A 15374-nucleotide genomic window follows, 5' to 3' on the forward strand; every position below is an offset into this window, starting at 1 on the left:
GTCTGGTCAAGCTTCTATTCTTCTCCGGAAGGCTCCTCGCCGGACTGCCCGCCGGCAGGCCCGCTCTCCTCGGCAGCCACCGTCTCTCCCGGTGCACTGGTGCCTGATTCCGCTACCGGCTCGGCGTCCAATCCGGCGTAGCTGCGGATGACCTCCCACAGCTCTTCGCGGCCGATCCCCGTCTCAGACGAGAATACCACCAGCTTGTCCGAAGGATCGAATTCCAGGTCGTCCTTGATGATCTTCACATGCTTCTGCCACTTGCCCCTCGGCACCTTGTCCGCCTTGGTCGTGACCACACAGACGGTCAAGCCGATGTGCTTGGCCCAAGTGTACATGTTGATGTCGTCTGCCGTCGGGGGATGGCGCAGATCGATCAGATGGATCAACAGCTTGAGCGGCTCCCGGTGTGTCAGGTACCCCTCGATGAACTTGCCCCACTCGGCCCGCTTGGTCTTTGCCACCTTGGCATACCCGTACCCCGGAAGATCGACGAAATAAAGCCGGTCATTAATGCGGTAATAGTTCAGGGTTTGAGTCTTGCCGGGCTGGGAGCTGGTCCGGGCCAGGTTTCTGCGTTGGATCATCTTATTGATGAGTGAGCTCTTGCCCACGTTGGAACGCCCTGCCAGAGCGATCTCCGGCAGAGCGTCCTCGGGATATTGCGCCGGACTGACGGCGCTGATGATGAATTCGGCGCTAAGAATCTTCAAATGCTTCCTACCTCCACGGGTTTCACAAGAGCATGCTCCAGCACTTCATCCATATGGCTGACCGGTATGAAGGTCATGTCCTTCCGGACACTCTCCGGAATTTCCTCCAGGTCCTTCTCGTTGTCCTTCGGCAGAAGCACAGTCCGAATGCCGGCACGGTGGGCAGCCAAGGACTTCTCCTTCAAGCCACCGATGGGCAGGACGCGGCCTCGGAGCGTAATCTCTCCGGTCATGGCCACATGCCGGGAAACCGGAATGTTGGTCAAGGCGGAGATTAACGCCGTAGCCATCGTAATGCCTGCGGACGGTCCGTCCTTCGGAATGGCGCCTTCGGGAATATGGATGTGTATGTCGTTCTTTTCATGGAAATCTTCAGGAATCTTCAACTCATGGACTCTGGATCGGGTATAGCTGAAGGCGGCCTGCGCCGATTCCTTCATCACGTCGCCCAGCTTGCCGGTTAAGGTCAGCTTGCCGTTGCCCGGCATAACGGTCACCTCGATGACCAGCGTATCCCCTCCGACCTCCGTCCAGGCCAGACCGGTTACGGCGCCAACCTGATCCTTCTGCTCGGCCATACCGTAGCGGAACTTGGCGGGCCCCAGGTAGTCCTTCAGGGTTTCCTTCGTAATGACAACCTTCTTCTCCGGCTCGGAGACGATCTCCTTCGCCGCCTTCCGGCACAGGCTCGCCATCTGCTGCTCCAGGTTCCGGACCCCGGATTCCCGGGTATATTCGCGGACTACCGCCAGCAAGGTTTCCTCGCCGATCTGCAGCTGTTCCTCCTCCAGGCCGTGGTCCTTCTTCTGCTTCGGAAGCAGGTACCGCTCGGCGATCTTCAGCTTCTCGATCTCCGTGTATCCGGGGATATAGAGCATCTCCATCCGGTCCAGCAGGGGCCGCGGAATGTTGTGGGCTGCGTTGGCGGTGGTGATGAACATGACCTTCGAGAGGTCGAAGGGCATCTCGATGAAGTGGTCGCTGAACGTATTGTTCTGCTCCGGATCCAGAACCTCCAAGAGTGCTGCGGCCGGGTCGCCGCGGAAGTCCATGGCCATCTTGTCGATCTCGTCCAAGAGGAACACGGGGTTCATGGTGCCCGCCGTCTTCATCCCCTGGATCACCCGTCCGGGCATGGCGCCGACGTAGGTCCGCCGGTGACCGCGGATCTCGGCCTCATCCCGCACGCCGCCCAGCGAGATCCGGACGAACTGGCGTCCCATGGACCGGGCGATGGACCGGGCGATGGACGTCTTGCCGACCCCCGGAGGCCCGACGAGACAGAGAATGGGACCCTTCAGCTTCTTCACCAGCTTCTGGACGGCCAAGTACTCCAGGACCCGCTCCTTCGGCTTCTCCAAGCCGTAGTGCTCATCGTTCAGGATCTCCTCGGCCTTGTTGATGTCGAGATCATCCTCGGTCAGCTTGCCCCACGGCAGGCTGAGCAGCCAATCGATGTAATTGCGGATGACGCTGCCCTCGGCGGAGGCCGCGGGCATCTTCTCGAGGCGGTCGATCTCCTTCTCGATCTTCTCCTTGACCTTCTCCGGCACCTCGGTCTTGGCCAGCTGGTTGCGAAGCTCTTCCACTTCTCCGGCACGGCCTTCCTTCTCTCCGAGCTCCTTCTGGATGGCCTTCATCTGCTCGCGCAGATAGTATTCCTTCTGGGTCTTCTCCATCTGCTTCTTGACGCGCTGGCTGATCTTGCGTTCCAGCTCCAGAACCTCGCGCTCGTTGTTCAGGATGTCGAGCAGCTTCTCCAGACGCTCGCGAACGTCGATGGTTTCGAGAATCTCCTGCTTATCCTTTATCTTAAGGGATAGATGACTGCAGATTACATCCGCCAGCCGGCCCGGCTCGTCGATATCCGACACGGCGGCCAGCGTCTCCGGCGTCACTTTCTTAGACAAATTAATGTAATGCTCGAACTGGCTCAAGACGGTACGCATCAGCGCGTCGATCTCCGGGTCCTCGGGCTCCTGCTCCGGGAGCTCGCGGATCATGACCTCGTAATACTCCTCGTTGGTCAGGAATTCGGTAATCTCCGCCCGGATGACGCCCTCCACCAGGACGCGGATCGTTCCGTTCGGCAGCTTCAGCATCTGTCTGACTCGGGAAACGGTACCCACCCGGTAAATATCTTCCGTCGTCGGCTCTTCAATATTGATCTCGGATTGGGAGCACAAGAGGATCAGGCTGTCGTCCACCATGGACTTCTCCAGCGCTTTCACCGACTTCTCCCGACCCACATCCAAATGCAGCACCATGCTGGGATATACGAGCAGCCCCCTTAAGGGTAACAGCGGAATCTTCCGGACCTTGCCTTTGTTCGGGCCCATCCTGACAGCACCTCCAATGATCTGCTAACGAACTGTGAACCCATTGTATCAAACATTGTTGGGAAACACCAATGATGGGGGCCTCGCCCCCCTGTGCCCCTCGTCTTCCGCAAGCCCCTCCAGACAGAGGAAAGCCGGACCTCGGCTTACGGTGACCCCGCGGCTTATTGTCCGGCTTTCGCTTGCTTATTATCCGTTCTGCCCCTCCGGTCCTGCGTGGAACAGCGGCGCGGGGGAAGCGGTCAGCATCTCAGCGCCCGCGATGGAGGGCACCGGTGCCGACTCCTGCACCCGGACTCCAAGCGCCTCCTGAAGCACCTCTTGGATCGTATCCATAGGCACCACACGCAAACCCTGCAGACCTGCGAACAGATCCTGATAGTTCTCCCGCGGCACCAGCACCTTCACCGCTCCCGCCTGGAAGGCGGCCTCCACCTTGGCCACCACGCCTCCAACCGGCTTCACCCTGCCGTGGATGCTGACCTCGCCCGTCATGGCCAGCCGGTTGTCCACCGGAATCTGGAGGATGGCCGATACGATGGCCGTAGCCATGGAGATTCCGGCAGAGGGTCCGTCGATGGGCACCCCGCCCGGGAAATTGATGTGGAGATCGAAGTCCTGCGGCCGGAAGCCCAGACTCTTCAGAACCGTCAGCACATTCTCCACGGAGCCCCGGGCCATGCTCTTGCGGCGGAGCGTCCGGGAGCCTCCGCCCATCTCCTCTTCATCCACCACACCCGTGATGGTGAAGCTGCCCTTGCCTTCGACGGCTGGAATGGCGGATACCTCAATTTCCAGCAGCGTTCCGAGATTGGGACCGTATACGGCAAGTCCGTTGACGAAGCCCACCTTGGGCTCCGGCGGCACCTTCTTCTCCGGCCGCGGCGGAATCTGGCTGCTGTTCACCACCCATTCCACATCAGCCGCACTGATATCATTGCGGTTGTCCGTCATGGCAAGACCCACGGCCAATTGGATCACGTTGACCGCTTCACGGCCGTTGGTGGCGTATTTCTTCACGACCTCGATGGCCCGCGGATTCTCCGGGTAGCCGATCTTCTTCAGCGCTCCTGAGGCGATCTGACCGATCTCATCCGGCAGAAGCGGCCGGAAGAAGATCTCCATACACCTAGAGCGGATCGCCGGCGGAATCTCCTGCGGCGTCCGGGTGGTGGCGCCGACCAGCCGGAAATCGGCAGGAAGGCCGTTCTGGAAGATATCATGGATATAGCTCGGGATCCCCATGTCCTCTGAATTGTAGTAGGCCGACTCAAGGAACACCTTGCGGTCCTCCAGCACCTTCAGCAGCTTGTTCAGCTGGGTAGGGTGAAGCTCCCCGATCTCGTCGATGAACAGAATGCCGCCGTGGGCCTTGGTCACCGCACCGGGCTTGGGCTGGGGGATCCCCGCCACACCCATGGCACCTGCCCCCTGGTAGATGGGATCGTGAACCGAGCCGATCAAGGGATCCGCGATGCCGCGCTCGTCGAACCGGGCGGTGGTCGCATCGATCTCCGTAAACTTGGCATCTTGGCGGAAGGGAGAGGCCGGGTTCTTCTTGGCTTCCTCCAGCACGACCCGTGCGGCTGCCGTCTTGCCAACGCCGGGAGGACCATAGATGATGACATGCTGCGGATTCGGTCCGCATAAGGCCGCCTTCAACGCCTTCAGCCCTTCCTTCTGCCCGACGATGTCCTGCATGGATGTCGGCCGCGTTTTTTCGGACAGCGGCTTGGTCAGAGAGATGGAACGAAGCTTCCGCAGCTTATCCAGCTCCTTGCGGGACTCCTTGTCAACGGCGGTCCGGTTGCTCTGCTGGTTGCGGAGCAGATTCCAGAAGTAGAGGCCGATTACCACGGCGAAAAACAGCTGAACAAACATCAATATTACGGTTAATGTCATACCCATCCCTCCGGTATTCATGGCTCATACAGGTAGTATTGCCTCCGGGGTGGAACACTAACCGCGACGCTCCCGTTTTTTACCGGAAAATGTATGAATCGCCGGCTGCAGACGCAGAATATATCGGTGATCACCCTAACCATCAAGGAGGAACCACATGCTGACGAGACGGATGGGAGCCCTGCTGCTGGCCTTCGGGTTATTGGCCGGTTCTCAAGCCTCTGCCGCCATACCCTCGACGCCCCGGACGGACATCGTCATTGATGTCGGACACGGAGGCATCGACGGAGGGACGTCCTATGGCAAGATTCTGGAGAAGGACATCAATCTGGCCGTAGGCAAGGAGCTCTTCCCCCTGTTAGGCAAAAAAAGAATCCTGACCGGCATCACCCGGATGTCCGACTATGCGCTGAGCGATGACCGGGTGTCCAAGGGCAGCCGGCACCGGAGAGACCTGGCCCAGCGGGTGGAGATCGCCAACCGGCTCGCCCCCTCCATCTTCATAAGCCTGCATGTCAACTGGACGAGCAGCAAGGCCAAGTCCGGTCCCTTGGTCATCTACCGCAAGGGTCATGAGCCCAGCAAGCAGGTGGCCACCCGGCTCCAAGCTTCCTTAAATAAGCTGTACGGCGTCGAAACCAAGCCGGAGCCCGGGAAGAAGTATTATCTGCTCAAGCACACGAAGATGCCTGCGGTGATCATCGAGATGGGCTACATGTCCAACAGCACGGACCGGGCGCTGCTGACAGACCCCGGCTTTCAGAAGCGCCTGGCTGCTGCCATCGCCCAAGCGCTGGAGACCTCCCTGAAGGAGGACCACGTGGCCCACCACCCCACCTCCCGCAGGAAATAGAGCGGTCTACTGCACCAGCGACGACACCGGCACAAATTCCACACGGTCCTTCAGATCTGGAAGAGATTTCTTCAGGACGAAGGCCGTTTTTTTGCCCGGAGGACCCACATGTCCGATGGCAATACAGACGTCGCGCTTGTCGACAAGTGTCTTGAACCGCTTCATCTGCTTGTTGATGTGCTCGAAGGTGTACACTTCATCGAAGAACAGCTGGTTGGACACGGTCTTGACGCCCAGCTCGGCGCACAGCTTGCCGATCACGCTTTTGCCGCTGGTCCGGCTGTCGAGGAAGTACAGATTCCTCTCCTTGCATACTTCGAGCACAATGCGCATGACGCGGGGATCGGCGGTCGCCTTGGACCCCATATGATTGTTCATGCCTACCGCATAAGGAACATCCTCCACGGCGGCGATGACCCGCCTGCGGATCTCGTCGTCCGGCAGGTCGGTGGTAATGGCTCCCGGACCCAGCCAGCTCCTCTTGCCCTTCACCGGCTCCATCGGCATATGGATGATCACGTCCACTCCATGGCTGTGGGCCAGCTCCGCATCCTGCTTGGTGGTGGGGAGGAACGGCATCACCGCCGCCGTAAAGGGCACCGGCAGCTCCATCATATCCTCCGTCCCCTGCATCTTGTTCCCGAAATCGTCGATGACGATGGCGGCCTTCTTGCGCGGGGTCTCCTGGCGGAACGGAGGATCCTCCGTGACTGCAGGAGCCTCCGCCAACACCGGACCGGCACCACCTGTTATGCCGGCCAGCAGCATCCACGCGGCGATCCCGAGGCCCAACCCTATCTTGCGTACGGACATGGCTGCGTCATCCTTTCTTCTAACATATAGGCTTTCTTGGTGAGCGAGTACCTATGGTATGCGCCTTCCCTACAGCCTCTATGCGAAGAGGGGCAGGGAACCCTTGGAACACCAAAAAACCTGCCGTCTCTTCTCTCGAAGAGTCGGCAGGTTTTTTATGATGAGGCTACTTCGTTTCGGCGTGCTGCTTGCGGCCGGGAATCTCCCCGGTCTGTTCGTATGCCTCGACGATGGCGTCGATTTCCTTCTTCAGCTCCTGAACCAGATCGGCTTCCGGAACCTTCCGGATCATCTCGCCATACCGGAACAGCATCCCTTCGCCCCGGGCGCCGGCAATGCCGATGTCCGCTTCCTTCGCTTCGCCCGGACCGTTCACCGCACAGCCCAATACCGAGACCTTGATCGGAATCTTCAGCTTGGACAGATACTCCTCCACCTCGTTGGCAATGGAGAACAGATCGATGTCCAGCCGGCCGCAGGTCGGACAGGAGATTAGGGTGGGGGCGTTGGAGATCAGGCCGAATACTTTCAGCAGCTCCCGGGCTACCTTCACTTCCTCTACGGGATCCGCGCTCAGCGAGATCCGCACCGTGTTGCCGATTCCCATGGAGAGCAGTGCTCCGATTCCCGCCGAGCTCTTGATGGTGCCGGAATAAAGGGTGCCTGATTCGGTTATGCCCAGGTGCAGCGGATATGAGAACGCTTCGGACGCCTTGCGGTAAGCTTCGATGGCCATCGGAACGTCGGAGGCTTTAAGAGAGACGATAATATTGCGGAAATCCAGCTCCTCCAGAATGCCGATATGGTACAGCGCGCTCTCCACCATGGCGTCCGCCGTCGGGTACCCGTACTTGTCGAGAAGATGCTTCTCCAGGGACCCGGCATTGACCCCGATGCGAATCGGGATATTCCGCTCCTTGCAGGCCTTGACGACCGCTTCCACTCTCTCCCGCTTCCCGATGTTCCCCGGATTGATGCGAACCTTATCGATGCCGTTCTCAATGGCCACCAGAGCCAGCTTGTAGTCAAAATGAATATCGGCTACCAAGGGAATATGAATCCGCTTCTTGATCTCCTTGATGGCCTCCGCCGCTTCCCTGTTGTTGACGGTGACACGAACAATCTGGCAGCCCGCCTCCTCGAGACGGAGAATTTCCGCTACGGTGGCTTCCACATCGGCCGTCTTCGTCGTACACATGCTCTGAATGACCACTTCGTCGCTACCGCCGATAGTGACGTTGCCGACGCGGACCGGAATAGTCTGTGTGCGATGGAACATAGGTCTACGTTCTCCTCCCATATAACCCAAAAATCCTCCGCACCCCCAGACCACGCCTTATCGGCCCGGGGGGTTGGAGGTTACTTTGCGTGGCTTATGCCGACTCTTCCTTCTTCTTGGAAGGCTTCTTGTCGTTGTTGTCCTTCGTTACAAGCTCCGGCACGATCTTCTGCTGGACCACTTCCTTCGTGATCATGCAGCTGGCTACATCGTTGCGGGACGGTACTTCGAACATAACGTCCAGCATGATGCTCTCGATAATGGAGCGAAGGCCGCGGGCGCCGGTATTGCGCTTGATCGCTTCCTTGGCAATGGCGTCCAGAGCGTCGGCCTCGAAGCTCAAGGATACGTTATCCATATCCAGAAGCTTCTGGTACTGCTTCACCAGCGCGTTCTTCGGCTCGGTCAGAATCCGGACCAGTGCCGCTTCATCCAGCGGCTCCAGCGTGGAGATGACCGGCAGACGGCCTACGAACTCGGGGATGAGACCGAACTTGAGCAGATCCTCCGGGAGTACCATCGAGAGATACTCGCCCGGCTTCAGATCGACCTTGTGGCCGTCGCTGCCGAAGCCGATGACCTTCTTGCCGATCCGGCGCTTGATGATGGATTCGAGACCGTCGAAAGCGCCGCCCACGATGAACAGAATGTTGGTGGTGTCGATCTGGATGAATTCCTGATGGGGATGCTTCCGGCCGCCTTGCGGAGGAACGGAGGCAACGGTGCCCTCCAGAATCTTCAACAGTGCCTGCTGCACGCCTTCACCGGACACGTCACGGGTGATGGACGGGTTCTCGGACTTGCGGGCTACCTTATCGATCTCATCGATGTAGATGATGCCGCGTTCCGCCTTCTCCACGTCATAATCCGCCGCTTGGATCAGCTTCAGCAGGATATTCTCCACGTCCTCGCCGACGTAGCCGGCTTCCGTCAAGGAAGTGGCGTCCGCGATGGCAAACGGAACGTTCAGGATCTTCGCCAGGGTCTGAGCCAGGAGGGTCTTGCCGCTTCCTGTCGGTCCAAGCATCAGAATGTTGGACTTCTGAAGCTCCACGTCCTCCAGCTTGTTCTGGGAGTTGATCCGCTTGTAATGGTTGTATACGGCTACGGACATGGACTTCTTGGCTTGGTCCTGTCCGATGACGTATTGGTCCAGAATGGTGCGGATGTCCTTCGGCTTCGGAACGTCCTTCAGATCGAGCTCTTCCTCATGACCGAGCTCCTCTTCCACAATCTCGGTGCACAGCTCGATGCATTCGTCGCATATATACACGCCCGGACCTGCTACCAGCTTGCGGACCTGGTCCTGGGATTTGCCGCAGAAGGAGCACTTTAATTGACCCTTCTCATCATTGAACTTGAACATTGAATCCCTCCTCTATGCGCTCTCTATCGTCTTCGAAGGTCTTATCCGCAACGGACGGCCGCCTTACAGCTTCAGATCGGAGCGGTTGATGACTTCGTCGATGAGCCCGTAAGCTTTAGCTTCCTCGGCGCTCATAAAATTATCCCGGTCCGTGTCTCTTTCGATCTTGTCGTAAGGCTGGCCGGTGTGTTTGACATAAATTTCATTCAGGTTCTTCTTGGTGCGAAGGATCCAATCGGCATGGATCTTAATGTCCGCCGCTTGCCCGCGGACACCGCCGAGCGGCTGGTGAATCATGACTTCGCTGTGGGGAAGCGCATAACGCTTGCCTTTGGCTCCGCCAGTAAGCAGCAGGGATCCCATGCTTGCCGCCATGCCGACACAGATGGTGGACACGTCGTTCTTGATGAACTGCATGGTATCGTAAATCCCCAGGCCGGCAGTAACCGAGCCTCCGGGAGAGTTGATGTAGATCGAGATGTCCTTATCGGGGTCCTGAGCATTCAGGAACAGCAGCTGAGCGATGACCAGATTGGCCACGTCGTCGTCGATTTCGCTTCCGATAAAGATAATCCGGTCTTTCAGGAGACGGGAGTAAATATCGTAGGACCGTTCTCCACGGGCTTCTTGTTCCACGACCATTGGTATCAGACTCATCACAGCCAACCCCTTTACTAGAAAATCTGCCCTGACTTTGGAACCATTGTATCATGTTTGTGTTTCCATGTCATTTTTCTGGAGATCCCTCGCTGGACGAGAGTTCCGGGCAAATCCACGGTAACAAAAAGGCACGTGTGGAAACGTGCCTTCGGTTCCGTTTTTAAAGTTTACGCAACGGTTGCTTCGGTCTTGCTATGTTGAAGCAAAAATTCGATTGTTTTGCGGGTAACCAGGTCGTTCATCAGGTTGCCGAGGTTGCCGTTGGCAATGAGAACCGCGCGAAGCTCCTCCGGAGTGCGCTGGTATTGCTTGGACAGCTTCTCCAGCTCTTCGTTCAGATCTTCTTCGGTTGCCTCGATGCCTTCCGCTTTGGCGATGGCTTCCAGAACCAGGTTCTGGCGCACGCGCTTCTCAGCGTCGCCGCGCATCTGCTCCTTGAGAGCCTCTTCGTTCTGGCCGGAGAACTGGAAGTACATCTCCAGGCTCATGCCTTGCATCTTCAGACGGTTGCCGAAGTCCTCCAGCATGTTCTCCACTTCAGAGCCGATCATGGCTTCCGGGATCTCCAGATCAGCCAGCTCAGCGGCTTTGGCTACGACGGCGTTCTCCTTCTCGCGCTGGGCGTTCTGCTCCTTGCGCTCGGCGAGACGCTTCGAGATGTCCTGCTTGTACTCTTCCAGCGTATCGAACTCACTGACGTCCTTGGCGAACTCGTCGTCCAGCTCCGGCAGGTTCTTGCGCTTGATGTCATGCAGCTTCACCTTGAAGGTGACCGGCTTGCCCTTCAGCTCTTCGGAGTGGTAGTTCTCCGGGAAGGTCACTTCGATCTCCTTCTCTTCACCCTTGGCCATGCCGACTACTTGCTCTTCGAAGCCCGGGATGAAGGTGCCGGTGCCCAGCTCCAAGGAATACTTCTCCGCTTGTCCGCCTTCGAACACTTCGCCGTTCAGGAAGCCCTCGAAGTCGATGACGGCGATGTCACCGTTCTCGGCGGTGCCTTCTTCGATTACGGTCAGCTCCGCATGACGCTGCTGCAGCTGCTTCAATTCCGCTGCGATGTCTTCTTCGGTTACTTCGAGGGAAGGAGCCGGAAGCTCGATACCCTTGTAGTCGCCCAGTTGAATTTCAGGCTTCACCGTTACTTTGGCGGTGAACTTCAGCTCTTGGCCCTTGCCGATCTGCTGCACGTCCACTTCGGGACGGTCAACCGGCTCGATGCCGGCTTCTTGAACAGCTTCCATATAAGCTTCAGGGAGCAGGATGTCCAGTGCTTCCTGGTACAAGCTTTCCACGCCGAAGCGCTTCTCAAACATAGCCCGCGGCACTTTGCCTTTGCGGAAGCCCGGTACGTTCACCTTGGCTGCTACTTTCTTGAATGCCTTGTCCAATGCTGCATCGACGCGGTCTGCCGCGACTTCAACCGTAAGAACCCCTTGGTTCTTCTCTATTTTTTCCCAGTTCGCTGTCATGTTATGCTTTTCCCCTCCAACAAAATTCCCGATAACGGTATGTCCCTACCAATATAACCATTTTATTATATCACAAAACGTAATCATTTCAAGAAAATGCTTGACAAATCGTCTGCATTCCGGCGTGCCGCCCGCTCAAAAGGATGGAAATACGGTTCTAGCAAAGTCTTTGAAAACCTTCAGAGCCTTGTTATACTCCTTGTCGAGAGAGCTCGTAATCCCGTATAGATCCTTGATCACGGCGGGATCGGCCTCGCCCTGGGCGGTCAGGAGCAGCATGTGGTGGAAGGCGGCGGCCCATGCGTCCCAAGCCTCCAGGCTGGCGGACAGCACCTCGGTATAGAGTGGAGTTCCGAAGGAGTAGGCGATGAATTCCCCCCAAGTTTGCCCGGCCAGCTCCACGAGTGGTATGCCCTCCCGAGCTCCGAAATGGTTCACTCTCTCAATGATCTCTTGAAAAGGAAGCGGGTACTCGTCGACATGCGTCGGAACGTCCCCGATCTCTACGAGCTGGGTCTGGCCTTGGCGGCGGAGCTTAACGGCTCCCAAGCTTCCGCGGAGCTTCAGGATCTGCAGCGCCCGGAACTGCAGCGAAGGCGGAAGCGAATGAGTGCGGAGCCACCGCAGCAGGACCGGCTCGATCTCCGGATGATCCAGGTAACGCAGCTGCTCTAAGGCCAGCACCTGCTTCTCCCAATGCTCGGGGCTCCGGAACACCTCGAGGAGCTTCTCCGCATAGCCCGGGTCCTGAGCGGTCCGTTCCTTCAGATGCAGACGGAACAGATCCTCCTCGGTCAAATCCGGCTCCTCCTCGGCGTTCCCTTCCCGGATCTCCGGGAACATGGTAACGATCCAGTCGAGCAGCACCTGCCACTCGCGGGCCGCCCAGGCATCCCCCGTCTCGCAGCCGAGCAGAAACCGCAGGGTATCCGCAGCCTCCCCATAGCGCTCGAACTCCAGCATCCGGGTCAGTTCCTTCTGATAATGCTCGATGGTTCTAGGAAGCAGATATACCTTCTCCAGCTTGCTGTCCGTCAACAGGGGTCCCTCCAATCCGGCGGCTTATTCATGGGAACGTCTTCTGTTGGGTATGGTACCCGTTTTCGCAGGAAAAAGCAAAAAATCTCACGCTTTTTACCGGAAAGGACATCGCTAAAGAAGGCGAATTTCACATATTGATTTTGCGATGCGACTGTGCTATCATAACAAATGCTCACTCCTGCCGTGCAGGAATAGCTTCTATGATATGCGGGTGTAGTTCAATGGTAGAACGCCAGCTTCCCAAGCTTGAGGCGAGGGTTCGATTCCCTTCACCCGCTCTTATGTCCCAGTAGCTCAGTTGGATAGAGCACTCGCCTTCTAAGCGAGTTGTCGGGGGTTCGAATCCCTCCTGGGACGCGTTATATATCCACGAATATGAACGGCACACAGCCATCCGGCTGTGTGCCTTTTTGATTTTTCATTTGCTCTTGATGATGCCGTCGATCAGGCCGTACGCCTGAGCCTCCTCGGCACTCATGTACCGGTCTCGGTCGGAGTCCTGCTCGATGCGCTCCGGCGGCTGTCCGGTATGCTTCGAGAGGATCGCGTTCATCCGCTCCTTCGTCCGGAGCATCCAGGACGCCTGGATGTGGATGTCCGAGGCCTGGCCCCGGGCGCCGCCGTGTGGCTGGTGGATCATCACCTCGCTGTTGGGCAGCGCGAAGCGCTTGCCCGGAGCGCCGCCCGCCAACAGGACCGCCCCGAAGCTGGCAGCCATCCCCATGCAGATGGTGGACACGTCCGGCTGGATGTATTGCATCGTATCATAGATGGCCAGGCCGGCCGTAATGACCCCGCCCGGACTGTTGATATACATGTGGATGTCCTTGTGCGGATCCGACGCCGCCAGAAAAAGGAGCTGGGCCACCACCGCGTTGGCCAGCTCGTCGTCCACCGCCCGGCCCACCATGATGATCCGGTCCTGCAGAAGCCTGGAGTAGATGTCGAAGCTCCGCTCTCCCCGCCCGGTCTGCTCCACCACATAAGGAATAACATTCATCGGCCGTTCCTCCTTGTTTCTTCTTCAAATATAGAAGCGCTTTAAGCGGCCATACTGAAGCAGGATGCATACGCCCCGGGGACGGATTTCCCGGCCCGCTTGCGGGCGGCGCTGCTCGCTGCGGCTGATGCCGCGGCATTCAGAACAATGGCGGCCGCGGCCGGGGTTCCCGCCAGCTCGCCTCGGATCAGCTGCAGCATCCCGGGGACGTCACCCAGCCGGAATGCCTGCACATACGCGCGAAGCAGCTCCCGCCAATCCGCCCGCTCCTGCAAGGCCCCACCAGGCTCTTCATTCCTTTGTCCATACCGGAAGGCCTCCAGCTGCTGGCGCGCCCGGAACAGAGCCGCCTTGACCGCCCCTTCCGTCATCTCCAGCTGCTCCGCCACCTCCGCCGCCGAGAAGCCGAATCCTTCCTTCAAGAGGTACACCCCACGCTGCAGGGGGGTCAGGCACTCCATCAGCTGCAGGAAAGCGTGCTCCAGCTCCGCGACGTCGGGGAAGGCCTCGGAGCCGTTGTTGTCCAGCTGAAGAATTTTGGCCGATGCCATCCTGCTTCTGCGTCTCTGATCGGTCCACATGTTCCGGGCCACCCGAAGCAGATAGGCCTGCGGGTTGGCGTGATGACGCTCCCCTTGCAGGAGAGGAAGCGAACGCAGCAGGGTTTCCTGGGCCAGATCCTCCGCATCCCAGATCGATCCCGTCATGGATAAGCAATATCTTAAGAGCTCCGGACGGACCTGCTCCATATCGATGGTTCCGGGCATCACATGCACCTCCTCATCGGATTCGTAATGAAGTCTTACACGATATAAACGAACGGCCTTACGATAAAGATACGCGATGCCCCAAAAAGGTTCAAACGCCCGGAAAGATCGGTTGTACCCGTTCTTTCCGCCATCCCGCTGCGCCGATAATTCCCGCCGAGGCAACGCATACTACCGGATAGGCCACGGGAGGTGATCTTTCATGAGCAGCAGCCGCGTCAAAGAAGAGGCGAAGAAGATTCAGGAGAGCTGCAGCAAGCTTCAGAATATGACGACCGAGTCCGATATCCGCAATGAAATCGAGAAGATTAAGCAGTATTGCACCGCTATCGAGAACCAAATCTGACGAAATCCGGGCAATTGGACTCCTGTGGGACCACCACGGGAGTTTTTTTCGTGTTTTTATCTACCTAAGTTTAATTACCTGCCCTTTCCATCGTTTGCAATCCTCTACCAGATCGGTTAAATTCATAAAAGTGTCAATAACGGGAAAGAATGTTCCCCTCCCGTTCCTCTTGACAAACCTATACAGATAAAAAAGGAGTCTCAAACAACCATGCTGAAAAAGATTGCCGCCACCGCCTTATTGCTGTCCGTTGTCGCCACTGGTGCCGCCTGCTCGTCCAAAGACAAGGACACTGCCGCTTCTCCGGCCGCTTCCCAGGCCGCTTCGCCTGCTGCAGCCGCCACCACCGAGAATCCGGATGCTTACAAGCTGAGCTCCTATACCGCCGTACGCCTGGCCGAGGAGAAGCTGACTATTCTCTTCCACACCGCCATGAAGGACGACAAGCCGATTCTGAACGCCGTCATCGCCAATGACAAGGAAAAGGCCGCCAAATTCCTGAACGCTTACTTCGATCCGGCTCTGACCGAGAAGATTCTGTCCCACTACCTGACCGCGGACAAAACCGCAGACGGCGCCATCATCGTTAATTCTAAGCTCTTCTTCCCGGTATCGGTTCTTACATCCGCACCGACCAAGGATGACGTCACTTTCGAAGGCACCGCCGCCGAAGTGAAGATCACCACCAAGAAGGACAACGTTCTGTTCACCGTGAAGAAGAACGCCGAAGGCAAGTACATCGTTGCCGACGTCGCCAAGAAATAATCCATTCCTCTTGATCGAAGCCGCTTGCGATCCGTCGCAGGCGGCTTTTCTTTTTGGGAGC

General features: G+C 57.9%; 13 protein-coding genes, 2 tRNA genes and 1 pseudogene. 5 read left to right on the top strand and 11 right to left on the bottom strand.

The features are described from left to right. Window positions 1-14: 14 nt before the first annotated feature. From yihA to lonB, 3 genes are all read right to left on the bottom strand, one after another. Complete coding sequence (gene yihA, locus ACSEXW_RS01760) at window positions 15-713, bottom strand: ribosome biogenesis GTP-binding protein YihA/YsxC (RefSeq protein WP_438444361.1); 699 nt, start codon at window positions 711-713, stop codon at window positions 15-17. Next, on the bottom strand, window positions 710-3052 hold the full coding sequence (gene lon / locus ACSEXW_RS01765) for an endopeptidase La (RefSeq protein WP_438444362.1): 2343 nt from the start codon (window positions 3050-3052) through the stop codon (window positions 710-712). The genes yihA and lon overlap by 4 nt, the downstream gene beginning before the upstream one ends. Window positions 3053-3241: 189 nt before the next feature. Then, window positions 3242-4954, bottom strand: coding sequence for an ATP-dependent protease LonB (gene lonB / locus ACSEXW_RS01770; RefSeq protein ID WP_438444363.1), 1713 nt, complete (start codon window positions 4952-4954; stop codon window positions 3242-3244). A 157-nt stretch (window positions 4955-5111) separates the two neighbouring features. Here lonB and ACSEXW_RS01775 point away from each other — a divergent pair, with 157 nt between their 5' ends. Continuing rightward, a complete protein-coding gene (locus tag ACSEXW_RS01775; protein ID WP_438444364.1) occupies window positions 5112-5807 on the top strand; it encodes an N-acetylmuramoyl-L-alanine amidase in 696 nt (231 codons plus the stop codon). Window positions 5808-5813: 6 nt separating this feature from the next. Here the strand turns inward: ACSEXW_RS01775 and ACSEXW_RS01780 are convergent, their stop codons facing one another. The 6 genes from ACSEXW_RS01780 to ACSEXW_RS01805 form a co-directional block, all read right to left on the bottom strand. Next, the gene (locus ACSEXW_RS01780; protein ID WP_438444365.1) at window positions 5814-6620 is read right to left on the bottom strand and encodes a divergent polysaccharide deacetylase family protein; all 807 of its coding nucleotides are present in this window, start codon (window positions 6618-6620) and stop codon (window positions 5814-5816) included. A 166-nt stretch (window positions 6621-6786) separates the two neighbouring features. Continuing rightward, window positions 6787-7899, bottom strand: coding sequence for a flavodoxin-dependent (E)-4-hydroxy-3-methylbut-2-enyl-diphosphate synthase (gene ispG, locus ACSEXW_RS01785; protein WP_438444366.1), 1113 nt, complete (start codon window positions 7897-7899; stop codon window positions 6787-6789). 94 nt (window positions 7900-7993) lie between these two features. Next, complete coding sequence (gene clpX / locus ACSEXW_RS01790) at window positions 7994-9265, bottom strand: ATP-dependent protease ATP-binding subunit ClpX (RefSeq protein WP_438444367.1); 1272 nt, start codon at window positions 9263-9265, stop codon at window positions 7994-7996. Between the two features lie 63 nt (window positions 9266-9328). Then, a complete protein-coding gene (gene clpP, locus ACSEXW_RS01795; RefSeq protein ID WP_438444368.1) occupies window positions 9329-9922 on the bottom strand; it encodes an ATP-dependent Clp endopeptidase proteolytic subunit ClpP in 594 nt (197 codons plus the stop codon). 170 nt (window positions 9923-10092) lie between these two features. Next, window positions 10093-11394, bottom strand: a complete 1302-nt coding sequence (gene tig, locus ACSEXW_RS01800) for a trigger factor (RefSeq protein ID WP_438444369.1) — start codon at window positions 11392-11394, stop codon at window positions 10093-10095. Between the two features lie 135 nt (window positions 11395-11529). Beyond that, window positions 11530-12432: a hypothetical protein gene (locus tag ACSEXW_RS01805; RefSeq protein WP_438444370.1), complete on the bottom strand. Its 903-nt coding sequence runs from the start codon at window positions 12430-12432 to the stop codon at window positions 11530-11532. 210 nt (window positions 12433-12642) lie between these two features. Between ACSEXW_RS01805 and ACSEXW_RS01810 the strand changes: the two genes are divergently transcribed. Together ACSEXW_RS01810 and ACSEXW_RS01815 are read left to right on the top strand one after the other, a co-directional pair. Next, a tRNA-Gly gene (locus ACSEXW_RS01810) sits at window positions 12643-12713 on the top strand. 5 nt (window positions 12714-12718) lie between these two features. Then, window positions 12719-12792: transfer RNA gene (locus ACSEXW_RS01815), tRNA-Arg, on the top strand. Between the two features lie 61 nt (window positions 12793-12853). Here ACSEXW_RS01815 and clpP (ACSEXW_RS01820) read toward each other — a convergent pair. Both clpP (ACSEXW_RS01820) and ACSEXW_RS01825 read right to left on the bottom strand, forming a co-directional pair. Next, window positions 12854-13438, bottom strand: a pseudogene (clpP, locus tag ACSEXW_RS01820) (ATP-dependent Clp endopeptidase proteolytic subunit ClpP); the annotation flags it as partial. A gap of 38 nt (window positions 13439-13476) precedes the next feature. Further along, the gene (locus ACSEXW_RS01825; RefSeq protein ID WP_438444371.1) at window positions 13477-14202 is read right to left on the bottom strand and encodes an RNA polymerase sigma factor; all 726 of its coding nucleotides are present in this window, start codon (window positions 14200-14202) and stop codon (window positions 13477-13479) included. A gap of 202 nt (window positions 14203-14404) precedes the next feature. Between ACSEXW_RS01825 and ACSEXW_RS01830 the strand changes: the two genes are divergently transcribed. After that, a complete protein-coding gene (locus ACSEXW_RS01830; RefSeq protein WP_438444372.1) occupies window positions 14405-14548 on the top strand; it encodes a hypothetical protein in 144 nt (47 codons plus the stop codon). A gap of 210 nt (window positions 14549-14758) precedes the next feature. Beyond that, on the top strand, window positions 14759-15313 hold the full coding sequence (locus ACSEXW_RS01835) for a hypothetical protein (protein WP_438444373.1): 555 nt from the start codon (window positions 14759-14761) through the stop codon (window positions 15311-15313). The last annotated feature ends 61 nt before the right edge of the window (window positions 15314-15374 follow it).

Source organism: Oryzibacillus soli, from assembly GCF_051594765.1.
Taxonomy (GTDB): Bacteria; Bacillota; Bacilli; order Paenibacillales; family NBRC-103111; genus Paenibacillus_AR.